General features: G+C 44.1%; 14 protein-coding genes and 1 pseudogene. 9 read left to right on the top strand and 6 right to left on the bottom strand.

The features are described from left to right. Nucleotides 1-137: 137 nt before the first annotated feature. The gene (locus tag ASG85_RS04460) at nt 138-1,592 is read left to right on the top strand and encodes a sugar porter family MFS transporter (RefSeq protein ID WP_060645479.1); all 1,455 of its coding nucleotides are present in this window, start codon (nt 138-140) and stop codon (nt 1,590-1,592) included. 710 nt (nt 1,593-2,302) lie between these two features. After that, nucleotides 2,303-2,956, top strand: coding sequence for a cupin domain-containing protein (locus tag ASG85_RS04455; protein WP_057303603.1), 654 nt, complete (start codon nt 2,303-2,305; stop codon nt 2,954-2,956). Between the two features lie 429 nt (nt 2,957-3,385). Here the strand turns inward: ASG85_RS04455 and ASG85_RS04450 are convergent, their stop codons facing one another. From ASG85_RS04450 to ASG85_RS04440, 3 genes are all read right to left on the bottom strand, one after another. Continuing rightward, nucleotides 3,386-4,585, bottom strand: coding sequence for an MFS transporter (locus ASG85_RS04450; RefSeq protein WP_060645478.1), 1,200 nt, complete (start codon nt 4,583-4,585; stop codon nt 3,386-3,388). Nucleotides 4,586-4,706: 121 nt separating this feature from the next. Then, the gene (locus ASG85_RS04445) at nt 4,707-5,870 is read right to left on the bottom strand and encodes an MFS transporter (protein ID WP_060645477.1); all 1,164 of its coding nucleotides are present in this window, start codon (nt 5,868-5,870) and stop codon (nt 4,707-4,709) included. Between the two features lie 510 nt (nt 5,871-6,380). Further along, nucleotides 6,381-7,409, bottom strand: coding sequence for an NADH:flavin oxidoreductase/NADH oxidase (locus ASG85_RS04440; RefSeq protein ID WP_060645476.1), 1,029 nt, complete (start codon nt 7,407-7,409; stop codon nt 6,381-6,383). Between the two features lie 310 nt (nt 7,410-7,719). Between ASG85_RS04440 and ASG85_RS04435 the strand changes: the two genes are divergently transcribed. Together ASG85_RS04435 and ASG85_RS04430 are read left to right on the top strand one after the other, a co-directional pair. Further along, entirely contained in the window at nt 7,720-8,427 is a 708-nt protein-coding gene (locus tag ASG85_RS04435; protein ID WP_060645475.1) for a DUF421 domain-containing protein, read from the top strand. Nucleotides 8,428-8,524: 97 nt separating this feature from the next. Beyond that, nucleotides 8,525-9,895: a sodium-dependent transporter gene (locus tag ASG85_RS04430; RefSeq protein WP_060645474.1), complete on the top strand. Its 1,371-nt coding sequence runs from the start codon at nt 8,525-8,527 to the stop codon at nt 9,893-9,895. A 129-nt stretch (nt 9,896-10,024) separates the two neighbouring features. Here ASG85_RS04430 and ASG85_RS04425 read toward each other — a convergent pair. Both ASG85_RS04425 and ASG85_RS04420 read right to left on the bottom strand, forming a co-directional pair. Next, nucleotides 10,025-10,198, bottom strand: a pseudogene (locus tag ASG85_RS04425) (small acid-soluble spore protein H); the annotation flags it as partial. A gap of 108 nt (nt 10,199-10,306) precedes the next feature. Further along, nucleotides 10,307-10,513, bottom strand: coding sequence for a hypothetical protein (locus ASG85_RS04420; RefSeq protein ID WP_060645472.1), 207 nt, complete (start codon nt 10,511-10,513; stop codon nt 10,307-10,309). Between the two features lie 270 nt (nt 10,514-10,783). Here ASG85_RS04420 and rlmN point away from each other — a divergent pair, with 270 nt between their 5' ends. The 4 genes from rlmN (at nt 10,784) to ASG85_RS04400 (ending at nt 14,023) form a co-directional block, all read left to right on the top strand. After that, nucleotides 10,784-11,881 carry a 23S rRNA (adenine(2503)-C(2))-methyltransferase RlmN gene (gene rlmN / locus ASG85_RS04415; protein ID WP_057303595.1) on the top strand — a complete coding sequence of 366 codons (1,098 nt, stop codon included), beginning with the start codon at nt 10,784-10,786 and terminating at the stop codon, nt 11,879-11,881. Between the two features lie 119 nt (nt 11,882-12,000). Continuing rightward, nucleotides 12,001-12,576, top strand: coding sequence for a uracil-DNA glycosylase (locus tag ASG85_RS04410; protein WP_060645471.1), 576 nt, complete (start codon nt 12,001-12,003; stop codon nt 12,574-12,576). Next, nucleotides 12,577-13,179: a DNA-3-methyladenine glycosylase gene (locus ASG85_RS04405; protein WP_200961657.1), complete on the top strand. Its 603-nt coding sequence runs from the start codon at nt 12,577-12,579 to the stop codon at nt 13,177-13,179. A 136-nt stretch (nt 13,180-13,315) separates the two neighbouring features. Continuing rightward, on the top strand, nt 13,316-14,023 hold the full coding sequence (locus ASG85_RS04400) for a hypothetical protein (RefSeq protein WP_060645470.1): 708 nt from the start codon (nt 13,316-13,318) through the stop codon (nt 14,021-14,023). Between the two features lie 485 nt (nt 14,024-14,508). Here ASG85_RS04400 and ASG85_RS04395 read toward each other — a convergent pair whose 3' ends face one another. Next, nucleotides 14,509-14,982: a hypothetical protein gene (locus ASG85_RS04395; protein WP_060645530.1), complete on the bottom strand. Its 474-nt coding sequence runs from the start codon at nt 14,980-14,982 to the stop codon at nt 14,509-14,511. A gap of 245 nt (nt 14,983-15,227) precedes the next feature. Between ASG85_RS04395 and ASG85_RS04390 the strand changes: the two genes are divergently transcribed. Beyond that, a complete protein-coding gene (locus ASG85_RS04390) occupies nt 15,228-15,884 on the top strand; it encodes a hypothetical protein (RefSeq protein ID WP_060645529.1) in 657 nt (218 codons plus the stop codon). The last annotated feature ends 4 nt before the right edge of the window (nt 15,885-15,888 follow it).

Raw genomic sequence — 15,888 nt, 5'->3', positions numbered from 1 at the left:
CAAATAAGTGAAGGGAATAGGCCCCTAGCTTGAACAAAACGCATGGTATAATGAGTCTCGCATTATAAGGATTGACTATTTTTTCACGATAAAAGACTCGCACGCAGGTGCGGATAAGTCAGAAGGGATAATCGCTTATGAGCTCACAACATATAAACAATCAAGACCAACAAGTAAGCATGAAGTTTGTCACGCTAGTTTCGATGGTTGCCGCTTTGGGTGGTTTATTATTTGGATTTGATACAGCTGTTGTGTCGGGTGCAATCGGTTTTATGAAAGAACGCTTTGACCTCAGCGAGGTGCAAGTGGGGTGGGCGGTCTCTAGCTTAATCATCGGGTGTATCGTTGGAGCAGCAGGATCCGGTATGCTGGGGGACAGGTTCGGTCGGAAAAAAGTGCTGATAATGGCCGCGATCCTATTCATTATCGGATCCATCAGTTCCGCCATTCCAGATACGTTCACCGGTTATATTATTGCCCGGATTATTGGCGGACTGGGGATTGGTATTACCTCAACGCTATGTCCTCTTTATAACGCGGAAATAGCACCTGCCAAGTATCGCGGCCGCCTTGTAGCCCTCAATCAATTCGCGACGGTGACCGGTATCTTCCTCGTATATTTCATTAATATGGGCATTGCGGGGTATGGTGACGACGCGTGGGATATTTCAACAGCTTGGCGATGGATGTTTGGCTTCGGGGTTCTTCCAGGCTTGCTATTCTTAGTACTGCTTTTCTTTGTGCCTGAAAGTCCAAGATGGTTGATCAAACAGGGGAGGGCAGCAGAGTCACTTCCGATTTTACTAAAAATTCACGGCGACGAATTGGCCAGACAGGAAGTACTGGATATTAAGGAATCGTTCGAACAGGAAAGTGGATCGATCCGCCAACTGTTCAGCCCTGCTTTGCGGCTTGCTTTAATTGTAGGTGTGGGACTGGCCGTTCTCCAGCAAGTTACGGGAATTAACGCGATTATGTATTATGCTCCGGAAATTTTTAAGGAAACGGGTGCTGGCACGAATGCTTCTCTGATTCAGACCATTTTGGTCGGTTTGATTAATTTCCTCTTCACCATTCTTGCTATATGGCTCATCGATAAGGTGGGACGTAAGGCTCTTTTACTCGTCGGATCTGCCTCAATGACAGTGTGCCTAGTCGTTATAGGCGCTGCCTTTCACACGGGACAACCTTCAGGGCCATTGGTGCTAATCTTTATTTTACTGTATGTGGCTTCCTTTGCTGTATCGCTTGGTCCTGTTGTGTGGGTGATTATGTCCGAAATTTTCCCGAACCGTATTCGTGGAAAAGCTACGGCAATTGCATCTATGGCGCTATGGGCAGCGGATTATATCGTATCTCAGACCTTTCCTCCGATGCTTGGTTCTGCAGGGCCCGCGGTGACATTCTGGATATTCGGTTTCATGTCCTTGCTTACTTTCTTTTTCACTTGGCGTCTAGTGCCTGAGACAAAGGGGAAATCGCTGGAGGAAATCGAAGCCTTGTGGTCTTCGAAAAAAGCTTCTACTGCGAATAAAAGCAAAGAAGAAGAGGGAGTCCCATATAGAACTTTTCCTAATACACGCGAATCCTGAGTGCTCGTTGTGGACGAGATATAGCGGTTGTCGAGCCCCATTTACGATAAAAGGGAACTACGATTCGTTATATTGAGCAAATGAGAGCTAGGCGGGTATATCACGAACGAGGATACCTTATTTACTTGAAAAACGCGTTGCAGACGCAAAAATGACCAAATAGCGAATCGTCATTCCTCTTGAACCCAAATTTGAGCGGATCTCTGCGAAATAGCGAATCCTCGTTCCGTTTAAACGGGCTAATTAGGAACAAGTCATTCCTATTATATGAAAAGAACCTCAACTCCACAAAAAGGAGCTTGAGGTTCTTTTTTTACACATCGGTTGTCTGCTGCCAGTTACTACGGTTCTATAATACTTTAAAGCTTTCCTCCCGAATTAAGAGAGCAATTCCTGCGTCATATCAAAAAATGCTTTTGTATGTTTGATTTCATAATTGCGGGGCCGATCAAAGCTTTAGGCTAAAATGGTTGCATTTTATGCAACAATCGCTTAAAAACGAGGGTTATCTTGCATAATTTTGTATAAAATACAACTTTACACGTATAAGCAAGCATTAGCATTTCGCTTCTTGGGCGCAGCATGCTTTTGGCGTATGCTCTTTATTTAAGAAATCTTGCTTCAGCCAAAACTAGGCATTTATCACGAATTAACTTCCAACGCATATCATGCAGATATATGAATTACAAGTGAAATGGAGTTGTTCCTAAATGGCGACACCTGATATAGATTATACGAAACCAGATGTTCAATATTTTTTTGATATCAATAAGAACCGTTTGAAAACAAGGAATGCCGAAAATTTTATTAATCGATTGGGACGAGAGAATTTAAACACGCTGGGTAACGTTTCTTTGCTTGATATTTATTTAAGTAAAGGACGTGTTGTTGAACCACATTATCATCAAAATGCATCTGAGCTTGTTTATTGTATTACGGGAACCGCTAGGGTTTCCTTAATTAATCCTTTTAATAATGTAATCACAAATGTGACGATAGTCCCAGGACAAGTGGCGAATATTCCGCAGGGCTGGTGGCATTGGGAAGTGGCTTTAGAAGATAGCACCCATTTACTCGCCATCTTTGATGCTCCGTATCCAGAGTATATTTTCGGGTCTGATATTTTAACAAAAACACCAATAGAAGTCCTTGCCCATACGTATTGTTTAGATCCAGAACTATTGAGGAAAACTCTTAAACCTCTAGATAATCAAACCATTATAATTGGACCTACGGACGAATGTGTGTCAGAAATGCATAAGCGGCAGGCCACTCCCTCGTATTCTAACACGACAAGTCATCCCCATGCAGCGCCTCAATACCAGTATCCCCCTCAAAACAATTATCATTATGGGAATCGCTAAAGTTGATTATGCAAAAAGAAAGGCCATAGTTCGGTTTTCTTAGAGAAAATCGGAATAGAACCTTTCTTTTTTTGCACGCTAAATGAATTTGATTTTCTTTTGCCGAAAGACTACTTTGTGCACCCTATGACGCAATGATGAAAAGTATCGTTACAGCATTAAAATGATGATTGAGCTCCCTTGTAACAATGTAAAACATCGTTCCATCAACCTTTTATGAACAGTTATACGCCCAATCGCCCTTGCAACGATATAAAACATCGATGCAGCAATCGTAAAGCTACAATAACTTGAATCTAACGATGAAATACATCATTGCAGCAAAAATGGCTGTGCTAAAAGTCGCCGAAGATGACTGTGAGATAGGCTTTACGATAAAACAAGGGGCTGTCCCCAAAGAGACAGCCCCTTGTTTGTATGATTAAAGAGTTATACATTAGCAGGCTTACGTTCTGCAAGATAACAAGCAAATCCTAAGATCAGCGCCAGTCCTACAAGTATAGCGCCAACCCAAGGGAGGGCTGTGATGGACAAATGTGTAATGACCCATCCTCCAATGAAAGCGCCTGATGCATTTCCTAGATTACCGGCAGAATGACTGGAGGTAGAAGCAAGTGCTGGCGCCGCCTGTGCAAGGCTCATAATTCGTACTTGCAGCCCAGGGAATACAGCAAAGGAAGCAGCTCCCCACAGAAAAATAGTCAATACCGCAGCTATTGGACTATGAATGGTAAAGGTGAAGAGGGTGAGAAGTACACATATCGAAAGATAAAGTCCCAGTATGGAAGGCATCAGCTTCCAGTCCGCAAGCTTCCCGCCAACGATATTTCCGATGGTTACTCCACAGCCGAAGAGGACTAGAATCCAAGTTACGCTATGTTCAGCAAAACCGGTGACTTGCACAAGCAGTGGCGTAATATAAGTAAAGACGGCGAATAGGCCGGCGTTGCCTAGGGCTCCGATAAGCAGGTAAAGAAGGAGCTTGGGCTTGACGAGAGCGCTTATCTGCTTAACGATACTCGCTGGTTGGTCATGTCGAATTTGCGGTATAAAGATAAGAATGCCGATTAATGCAATGATTCCCATGATCGCAATCGCGCCAAATGAGGATCGCCACCCCATGTGTTGACCGATGAATGTCCCCAGAGGAACACCGATAATATTGGCAATGGTTAGACCGGCCATCATAATGGATACGGCCCCGGCACGCTTGTCCGGACGTACCAGATTGGAGGCGATAACAGCCCCGACGCCAAAGAATGTCCCGTGTGTCAATGCGGTTATCATACGGGCTCCCATGAGAATGGCATAGCTTGGAGCGAAAACAGAAATTCCGTTACCCAGAATAAATAAAACCATTAGCAAACATAACAGTTTCTTTTGCGGGATTCGGTGGGTGAGAACCGTCAGTATAGGCGCGCCAAGAGCTACCCCGAGGGCATACATCGTAATGAGTTGTCCTGCGGATGAGATGCTGACATGCAGATCATTCGCGACATTAGGCAAAAGCCCCATGATGACAAATTCAGTCATTCCAATGGCAAAGGCGCCAACGGTAAGAGAAAGTATAGAGATGGGGAACGGTTCTTTGGCTGTTTGTTCCTTGGTAATACGGTGAGATAACTCCATGATGTCAATGGCAACCTTTCTGTTGTGTGTACTAAAGCTCAAATCATAATCAAATCGTGCCGATCAATAAGACCTTTTTCATATTATTTAGTTTTCTAAGCTTATAATCAAGACAATTCTTTTAAAAAATATGTAAAGAGGTGCGTTTTTTTGTCGAGCGATTGGATATTTTATTAGAAATAAAGAATAAAATGGCTGCCGTCAAGCACAACGTAAACAATATGAAATAAAGGAAAGGTGCGCCCATATGGTCAATAAAGATACCTCCAAAGGCACCGCCAATAATTCCGCCAAGCCCCGTAGTGATCGCTGCAAATACCGTTTGAAAGGTAGCCTGATTCTCGTCTTTGGAATAACCTTTCACCATTTCAACAGATGCGCTTGCGAAAAAGGCATAGGCCATTCCGTCTAAAAGCTGTGAAGCCAGCACCAGATAAATATCGTGCGTGAAAGCCAATGTCAAACACTTGGCCGCATAGCAAATTGCAGCCATGCAGAGGACAGGCAAACGTCCGATTTTGTTATTCAGCTTAGCTGATACCCAGAACATCGGTACTTCAATAATCGCTGCTATCGCATACGTGGTGCCAATCCAGGCTTTATTAAAGCCCATTTCTTTGAAATAAATAGGAAGAAACGAAAAGTTGATCGCAATCGATAAATTCACCAGCAAACAAATCCCGATAAAGCCAAGAAACCGTTTATGGCTAATTACCTCTTTAGCCTGATCAAACATCGACAGCTTATGTTCGGACGGTTTGATTTTTGGAAATAGAAACAATACACCGAGGACAGCAGCATTGATGATAAGGAAATAGAAAAAACTACTTCCGTAGCCGCTGCGTTCATAAATAATACCTGTGGCAAAACTAGCCAAGGAAAAACTCAGGGCTCCCCAGAGACGAATGCTGCCAAAAGAAATACCCGCATTACTGCCAATCTCAACAGCCAACGCATCGCTTAACGAGGCAGAAGAAGATTGAAACCATGGGAAGAGAACCGAGAAGATCAATAAGGCAAAGTAGGCGTCAAAAAAGTAGAAGCCAAATGCGAGAATAGGGGATAGGATGGTACAAAGCATCAATATTTGTCGGCGATCGTTCAGCCGGTCATTCAGCATGCCCATAATGGGCTGAGCAATGACACTCGTAAAGGCCCAAAGAGATAGAAGCAGTCCGACTAGGGTAGAGCTTATCCCCTTATCACTAAGATATAGGCTAAGATAAGGCATTAATGCTGCCTGTCCGAGATAGTATAGGAAATAGTAGGACGCAAGACTTTTCATGCGAGAATCCCCTCTCAGATGTCCAAACCAAATAAAGGGCACATACGTGTAATGTGTGGATTGACAGGAATCTGTGCCCATTTAACATCTTATTCTTTTCCCGTTACCTTGGCAATCAACAAACAGGGTGTGTCGTGTCCCAACAGCTAGGGACACAGAAAATAAAAAAATGAGAAGGCAAGGTTACTCTTGCCCTCTCATTTTTTGTTTTGCCGATTGTTAAGGAAAGCCACCTAACCACTAGTACTAGGTAGCGGAACGTAGAGGCGTTATTTCAGGAAAACAGCCCGAAAAACCGATTGAGAGGAACATGAGGGCGCTATTTGATCATCAACACGATCCAGAAGGCGAAAAACCGCGAAATAACGCCTCGTCGTTCCGCTTCCTCGTGATTATGGGGGTTTTTCGAACAAATAGCGAATCGACGTTCCCTCTCAGCAAATTCGGGTCCAGTATATATAGGTAGAGAGGCTTAACATCAAAATGGCTATGGGATAGCCGCTTTCCGTATTAGTAAGCTCGAGCATATTGTTCCGGGATATGATTCGGTTCTTTGCGAAGTGTAATGGCTGCATGTGTAGCCCAGTACGGATCACGCAGCATGCCCCGTGCAATCGCTACGAAATCTGCATCTTCACTGCCGATAACGGACTCAGCAAGCGCTGGGTCTTCGAGCATACCTACAGCAATCACGGGTACATTCAGCGCCTCACGGATTTTACGTGCGAACGGAACCTGATAGCCGGGGTAGTTGCCTGGTTTTCTCTCTCCAGCGGGTCCTTCCCCGCCGGAACTCACATGAAAAGCGTCTACACCTGCAGCTTGGTAGGCTTTGGAAAGCTCGATGGCATGATCCATATCATATCCGCCATCGGCATACTCCACTGCGGAGATGCGGAAGATGAGCGGCATGTCAGCAGGCATTTCTTTTTTGACGGTTTGAATGACTTCTACGCCAAAACGGGCTAGGTCTTGACCGTATACATCATCTCGTTTATTGGTTAGAGGCGATTGGAACTGATGGATCAAATAGCCGTGAGCTCCATGAAGCTCGATCGTATCTACACCTGCTGTTACAGCACGGCGGGCGGCATCACCGAATTTTTGGACGACGTCTTGAACCTCCTCGGTTGTAAGAGCGCGCGGCATCTTGTAAGCCGAGCCAGGAAACTTAATCGCAGATGGGGCAATGGGGACTGCCGCATCTTCTGCTTTGCGTCCTGCATGAGCGATCTGAATCCCGATTTTGCCATTATGCGAATGTACACCGTCGATAATTCTGGCGAATGCTGGAATATGATCATCTGACCATAGTCCTAAGTCGAAATCAGTAATGCGGCCATCGGGATCAACATCCGTCATTTCCATGATAATGAGACCAGTACCGCCAATAGCGCGGCTAAGATAGTGAACGTAGTGCCATTCGTTCGGCTTTCCGTCTTTGGCCGTAACCGAATATTGACACATTGGCGCCATGACAACGCGATTATTTATGTGCAAACCTTTCAAATCATACGAAGAAAACAATTTCTGAGTCATAGTCATCTCTCCTTTAAGCTATTTATGAAGACAACCCTAACAAGGGTTCCTATTTGCAACTGACAGTCACGCCATTATTATTAATGGTATTGGAATTAAAAGCAAGTACCTACTTTTAAGTACTATAGTATCAAAAAGTATACTAAAGGAGTCGTTTACCATGGGTAATCAACGATTTAAGAACTCGGTAGAAATGACCTTGTGCTGATCATCAGATCAGGATCAGGGGAATCCAAGAGCCTCCTCTCTATCCTTGTTTGGTTTTTTCTTTTCTATTTAGGAGATAATGACAGGGAGGAGGGACATAAGTATGTATGCCTACGTGGAAATTCTGATTCGGACCGTTCTAGCTATTTTACTGCTTCTGTTTATAGCCAAAGTACTTGGTAAACAGACGATTTCCAATATGACGTTTCATGATTTTGTGACTGGTATTACTATAGGGGCTATTGCAGCTAATTTGGCATTCAATGAAAAATTAAGTCTTTCGCATATGATTTTATCGCTGATTGTCATTGCCATTATGTCCTATTTGTTATCCGTCATTGCATTGAAAAGCCGCAAAATGAGAAACTGGATATCAGGTTCCCCGACGGTACTTATTGAAAGCGGGAAAATTCTTGAAGATAATATGAGAAAAGTGAGATATACACTGGACTCATTAGATCAAGCTTTAAGGGAAAAGGGGATTTTTAATATAGAGGAAGTGGACTACGCTGTACTTGAGGATAATGGTGTGGTATCGGTATTAAAAAAAGACGAGTACCAATATGTCACTAAAAAGGATATGAAGCTTCATTCAAACACCCAAGCTTTTCCCATTGAATTAATTATGGATGGAAAAATGATGGAGAAAAACCTAGAGAATAACGGACTGACTAAGGAATGGTTGGAACTGGAGGTAAAACGCAAAGGAAAACAGATATCCGATGTATTCTATGCGGCAAGAGGTACGAAACAACAGCTTGTCTTTGATTTTTATGAAGATGGAATCCATCAAACCATTGATAAAGAATAAACGGATGTAAACTTTGTGAAATTTTACAAGGTGACTTGAGAAGGATTTTCCAGTAACATTATTTCATCAAAATAACGTTAGGAGATAATCATTCATCATGAGTAACGATCAGACATCAGGACAAGCAGCAAGCAAAAAAACAGGAACGGTTGAACGATTTACGTCTACTGGTTTTATTTTGGCTGCGATCGGCAGCTCGGTAGGGCTAGGCAACATGTGGAAGTTTCCCTACATTACAGGTAAACATGGCGGTGCCGCCTTTTTCCTGTTGTTCATCATTTGTTTAATTGTTGTAGGCTTACCTATTTTGCTTGCAGAGATGACGATTGGCCGCGGTGGTAGAGGGAATGCATCGGCATCCTTCTTTAATCTGACGGGCAAAAAATACTGGGGAGCATTTGGGTTATTATCAATTCTAACCGCTTTCATGATCATGTCCTACTACGCGGTAGTCGCGGGATGGACACTCCATTATACGGTAGAGTCGTTTACTGGCCTCTTGTTCCAAGAGGGCTCAGACTATAAAGAGAAGTTCCTATCATTCGCTTCGGGCTACTGGCCTATTTTCTGGCAGGCTGTTGTTATGTTGGTTACAGGGTGGGTTATTGCCAAGGGGGTTTCTGGCGGTATTGAGAAATTCAACAAAATTTTGATTCCTGGTTTTCTCATCATCCTACTCATTCTTATGTTCCGTTCGCTTACGCTTCCAGGGGCAGCAGCGGGGGTATCCTTCTTCTTGAAACCTGACTTCTCCAAGCTGGACGCGGAGTCTGCACTAGTTGCTTTGGGACATGCGTTCTTTTCCTTATCGTTAGGGATGGGCTGTATGCTAACCTATGGATCTTATGTGGAAAAAAGACAATCACTCGGCACGGCGACGCTCGCCATTGGTTTCGGTGATTTGGTATATGCTTTCATCGCGGGTCTAGTCATTTTCCCTACGGTGTTCTCCTACGGGCTTCAGCCTGGTGAAGGCGTAGGTTTGGCTTTCATGGCGCTGCCTGCGGCGTTCTCGCAAATGCCATTTGGCTTCTTCTTTGGTGGATTATTCTTCTTGCTGCTAGCCATTGCGGCGTTAACTTCAGCGATTTCCATCTTAGAAGTTCCAGTTGCTTATGCTATGCACAAATGGCAGTGGAGCCGCAAAAAATCAGCGGTTATCTTATCCATCCTTTGTTTCTTAGTTGGTGTTCCTTCAGGGCTTTCTGTTGGAGGCGTTCTAGGGGACTTCCATCCTGGAGGTAAAAGCATTTTTGATTGGATGGACTTCGTTACTTCTTATGTTCTGATGCCATTCGGTGGGTTGGTTGTTACCTTATTTACCGGATATGCATGGAAAAAGGCTGGAGAAGAAGCGGGTTTGAAAGGTTTTTGGTATAAAGCTTGGATGTTCTTACTACGCGTGGTAGCTCCCATACTCATCGTTTGTGTATTCTTGCATTCGGTAGGTATAATTAAATTTTCATAGACATATACCAACTATCATTAGTAAAGAGGATACCGCAAAGGTATCCTCTTTCTTTTTTCTTACTTTTTTTCAATCCTGCGGCAAAGGGCATATCATCTTGATATCTTCCATCTCCAGCATTTGAGAACGCTCGACTAGACTGTTCAGAGGGACACTTTGCTCATTTTCCGGTTGATCCAAAGGATAAATTCTGGCGGTTTCATTCTTTTCGTCGACATTTTGAATGTAGATTGGCGTCCCATTATAAGTGACATCTACCATGACAGGTGAAACCGCAATCTCTTGAGCGCGTTGATTGTTCATTTTTTAGCCTCCTTGACGTACTAGTTACATTATTTGTGGATGTGAAAGGATGTATTCATAAAAAAGCACCCCCAGCTATTTGGAGGTACCTTAATTTTTATTTGATTCTCATACTAAGATGATAGCCCTAGCTAACCAACTAAATTTATTCAGCTGAGCTGTTGAACCGTTACCAACTGTAATAAATGAACCCGTAAAGGTGATTCCACGGTTGATTGTAGACCTTTGAATATAACCTTCATAAAGCTGGTTGTTTGTTCCTGGAATGCTGCCACCTGGCACAAATCTTAGGAAAGTCATTTTACCAGAAGGCACGTCATACCACCCTCGAATCGTATTCCCCAATGCCGTTCCTGTCACAAAGCCGTTACGAGCAACCAGTGAGACCTGTATGGATCAATAGATTAGTAGAATAGCGTATTTTTCATAAAGGATGGTAAAATAAGAGGCAGATAAAGGAACGCGTATGGCCTCTCACTCCCCTTGTGTTCATGAAGGATTTTTGGCACAATAATAAACAGATGGTACGCTTCGGCTGCTTAGTAGAATAGGACTGTATGTGAAAGTCTTGAAAAGAGGATAACGATGAATAAAGAATCCATCTTTGGATTAACGTTGGATCAATTGATTGCATGGCTTGAGGAAAAAGGACACAAAAAATCGCGGGCATTACAAGTCTGGGATTGGCTATATCGGAAGCGGGTGACCGACTTCTCAGAGATGACGGATGTGAAGCAGGATTGTATTCAGAGTCTGGAAGAGCATTTCGTCATTCAGACGTTGACTGAACATACGAGACAAGAATCAGCGGATGGTACGATGAAGTTCCTGTTCAAGCTTCAGGATGGTAATTTGATCGAGACCGTGTTGATGAGACATAAATTCGGGTTGTCCGTGTGTGTAACGACGCAAGTTGGCTGCAACATTGGGTGCAGCTTCTGTGCGAGCGGGCTTTTGGCCAAAAGTCGTGATCTATCCAGCGCCGAAGTCGTGGAACAAATTATGAAGGTTCAGTTTCATTTGGACAAAGTGGGTAAAGACGAACGTGTCAGCCACATTGTTGTGATGGGCATTGGTGAGCCATTTGATAATTTTGAAAATATGGTTGATTTTATCCGCGTTGTGAAAGATCAGAAAGGCCTAGACATTGCCGCTAGACATATTACGGTATCAACTAGTGGTCTTGCTAATAAAATAATCGAATTCGCGGACTCGGATTTGAAGGTAAATCTCGCAATTTCTCTGCATGCCCCGACGAACGAGCTTCGTACCCGGATCATGAAAATAAATAAAGCGATTCCGATTGAGAAATTAATGCAGGCAATCGAGTACTATTTGGAGAAAACGAACCGGAGAATTACACTCGAGTACATTCTGCTGAAGGATGTTAACGACGGTAGAGAGCATGCGCTGCAATTAGCAGAGCTCATCCAGCATATTCGCCACCTTGCCAACGTGAACTTGATTCCTTACAATCCTGTGGATGAGCATAGTCAATATCAACGGAGCGAGCGGGAATCCGTGCGGGCTTTCTATGATACATTGAAAAAGCAGGGAATTAGCTGCAGTGTTCGCCTTGAGCATGGAACGGATATTGATGCCGCTTGTGGACAATTAAGAAGCAAACAGATCAAACAATCCACAGGGGATAACCTGGGTCAGGATAGTTTGGTTGTAGGATAATAAAGAAGGCGGGACCCCATCAGATATTGATCGGGTCTTTTTTTCGTAAAGAATAGCAGCTTTGATATAAAGGGAAAAATGACTTAAGATCCAACTGAGATAGGTATAGGAGGCGTAGAATGTCAGATTTCAAAGCCGTTATTCTAGATGAGGAAACAGCACCTTCTCATGCCATCGCATGCCAGCAATGCGAGCTTTCCAAGCAGCGTCATCGTGTGATTTGGGGGGAAGGTAATCCCGAAGCTCCGATTTTTATTATTATGGATAACCCGGGTGCCCGTGAAGACAAGGAGGGACAAGCATTCGTATGCGGTACAAGGGAAACTTTACAGATGGGGATGAGGGAAGCGGGGCTGGATTTGGGCTTGGTTTATGTAAGTTATTTATTGAAGTGCCGCCCGATTCGGGCTTATAACAAGCCCTTAGCCAGAGAGGCGTGCTCTTCCCATTTAAAGCTTCAACTTGAAGAGAAGAAACCCAGTTTGTTGTTTGGACTTGGAAATGTTGTTGTGGATTCTATGTTTCCGGATGTTGGTGCCGATGTAAAAAGCTACAGGGGTAGATGGCACACATTCCAAGGGTTACCTATAGCTTTCTCTTATCATCCACTCGCTGTACGCCGGAGACCCATCCTTATGAAATATTTCGTCCAGGATGTTGAGCTTATTACTCAAAGGATCAAGGAAATGACGTAAATGGAGATGAATGTTCTGTCTTCCCAACCCGTAGCTGCTGCATTTTTTGGGCAACCTACACTGCTCTTGGCTCGTTCACTGCTCGGCAAACTACTTGTGAAAGAAACCGAATTAGGCATAGCCGCAGGCTGGATTGTAGAGACAGAGGCCTATAAAGGGCCGGGAGATCGCGCCGCTCATAGCTTTGGCAATCGCAGGACACCGAGAACGGAAGTCATGTTCGGCCCTCCGGGCTATGTCTATACCTATGTGATGCATACCCATTGTCTAGTGAACATTGTTAGCGGGGAGCCTGGTCACCCAGAAGCTGTCTTAATTCGAGCTGTGGAGCCCTGCATAGGAATTGATCTCATGTATGATCGCCGCGGCCACGATAAAAAACTCAAGGAGCTCACAAACGGTCCCGGCAAACTAACGAAAGCTCTTGGCATTGTAAAAGAGGACTATGGAAGGCCCTTCTTTGAGCGTCCTCTTTTCATTGCTGAAGGAAAAACAATAGAATCCGTTGCGGCTGGACCGAGAATCGGTATCGACAATAGTGGGGAGGCCAGAGAATATCCGTGGCGATTCTGGATCGAAGGAAATTATTTTATTTCAAAATAGCTGCAGAACCGTATTTCCGCCCATTCGTCGCCTATTTTCAGTAAACTTTAAGCCAATCTTCGGATAAATTTCAGGGAATTTCCCCCAGTTCCATGCTATTCTATTCGTACAAGAGGTTGAATTGGGGGGGACGACAATGGAAGAGAAGCAAAAGGAGTCGAAATCTTCGAGTATGAAAATAACGCGTCGCCGGTTCTTGGTATCGAGTGTTCTAATGGTCACCAGTGCGACGTTAGCGGCCTGCGGAATTAATTTGGGCGGCGGAGCTACGACTGGAGGACCAACGACTCAGCCTGAAGTTAATCAAGCGAAGGAAACGGCGAGCGAATCACTGAAAGCTGCGAATCTGGAGCCAACACCTGCGTGCGGTTCCCCGGAGGAGATGACGCCAGCTGTCACCGAAGGTCCGTATTTTACACCGAACTCGCCGGAGAAAAGTTCCTTGTTAGAGCAAGGAATGAAGGGAACGAAGCTTACGCTTGTAGGCTACGTTGTATCCACGGCGTGTAAACCAGCTGCGCATGCGTTATTAGACTTCTGGCAGGCAGATGCAGACGGTCAATATGATAACAAAGGCTTCACCCTTCGGGGGCATCAATATACGGACGATAAAGGTAAATTTACATTGGAAACGATTGTGCCGGGCTTGTACCCAGGGCGAACGCGCCATATCCATGTGAAGGTGCAGGCGCCGAATGGTCAGGTGCTGACGAGTCAGCTCTTTTTCCCGAATGAAGCGGGCAATGTGAAGGATGGCATCTACAACAAGGCACTACTGATGGATATTAAAAGCAACGCGGATGGCAGCCTGTCGGGCGCCTTTCAATTCGTTGTGAAGGTATAAATAAAGAGGAGCCCATGATGAATTCATGAGGCTCCTTTTTGTTTTAGATATGTAAGAATTGAGGGTAAGCGAAGCTTGTCCCTTGATTTTGCTGTATCTTGATCTTTTTCTTTTTGTCTCAGTCTTTTATCCTCTGTCTCGGTCTATTCCCCGCTTAAGTTGTACAACGTACAACAATTCCGTTAGTTTCTTCTCATTAAGCAGTAAGTGTTGTATGTCGTACAACAATTTAGCCATATTTCATGGAATTGAGTTAATTTATTGGAAAATTGATGTATTTTCTGCAACAATCGCAGGGATAACGCGGATTTAGCCTGCGTAAAGTTGTACGTAGTACAACTTTACGATTACCTTGGACCAACATTGCTTGGAGCAAGCGACTTTATGATGATAAAAGCTTGCATCTACTATAAACTTGTTCCGTATTTACCTAATAAACACCACACTCGTCCAAAAGGAGGGCATAATCCGTATTCTTCATAGAGTTAGATTGATTTCCGATTGCGCGTAATCATCATCAAGCCGCCTGCAACAATAAGAATAATAGCAATGATCGGTATGGAGAAAATGGTGAAGAACAAAAGGGACATGACGGTCAGAATGTTAATCGGGATGAGCAGCCATTTATTTCGGCCTCCGAACCAGTAGAGTTCGAATAAACCGACGGCAACAGCCAGCATAAATCCAGGCCACATAAGATGCCAGATATCAAACAGCATGGAGATTTGGCAGATGACGCCGGTTGTTAACACAATCCCGCCTGGGACAAGCACACCAACACCTCGCCGCTGCAGGATAAAGAAGTATAACCAGTGGAAAAATATGCCCGCCGGTATGACAAACAAAGTTGGCCAGAAGTACTCAAAAATGGTACCGGTATTGAACGTACTGTCGCCTTTTAGAAACATAAAAATACCTAAGATGATCAATATTGGACCAAGAAAGGCGCTGCGATTCATATTCAACATGCTCACTCCTAAACGTTATTATCCATTCTCAATTACTTTAAGAATATCATGACAAGGGAAAAGTGTCTTCCTACTCAGGGGGAGAATGGGTATCGGTCGGAAGACTGATTTCATCCCCTCCATCATATGCATCCTTGCCAACAATAGGAGCTAGCGAATGCCTTCTCATGAATGAAAATAGTCCACAAGCACACAATAAAAGGACTGTTAATCATGATCAAAAGGAGAAGATGTTGATGCGTGGCAAATTTCTCAAGTTAATGCTGTTGTCGATGTCCATAGCCTTAAGTGTGGCCCCACTCAGCGCAGAGGCAAAGGCGGACGAACGCGCCGCTGTAAAGATGCAGTGCTACAGTCAATCGATGGTCAAATTGAAAGGCGACTTAAGAAAACTGTGGATTGATCATGTTTTTTGGACCAGAAGCTACGTTATAAGCGCCCTTGCTGGCTTAGAAGATCAAGAAAAGGTGCTGGCTAGACTGCTCAAGAATCAGAAGGACACCGGAAATGCGATAAAACCGTATTACGGAGAGGCCGCTGGTAATCAACTAGGTGACCTGTTAACTGAACATATCGTTCTTGCAGGCAAAGTGATAGCCGCAGTCAAAAGCGGTAATTCAGCTGATTTCGAGAAGTACAACAAAGAGTGGCATCGGAATGCCGATGATATCGCCGCATTTCTCAGCAAAGCGAACCCGAATTGGCCCATGAAAACTGCGCAAGATCTAATGTATGGGCACTTGCAATTGCTCACAAACAATGTGTTAGCTAGGCACAAAAAGGATTGGGACGCGGACATAGCTACGTTCGAACAATACGAGGACCATATTTTTATGCTGGCCGATTTTCTTTCGGACGGGATCATCAAACAATTCCCTAAGAAGTTTAAGTAGTCGT

It is taken from the genome of Paenibacillus sp. Soil724D2 (assembly GCF_001427935.1).
Taxonomy (GTDB): Bacteria; Bacillota; Bacilli; order Paenibacillales; family NBRC-103111; genus Paenibacillus_E.
This window is presented reverse-complemented; position numbering and strand designations above follow the sequence as displayed.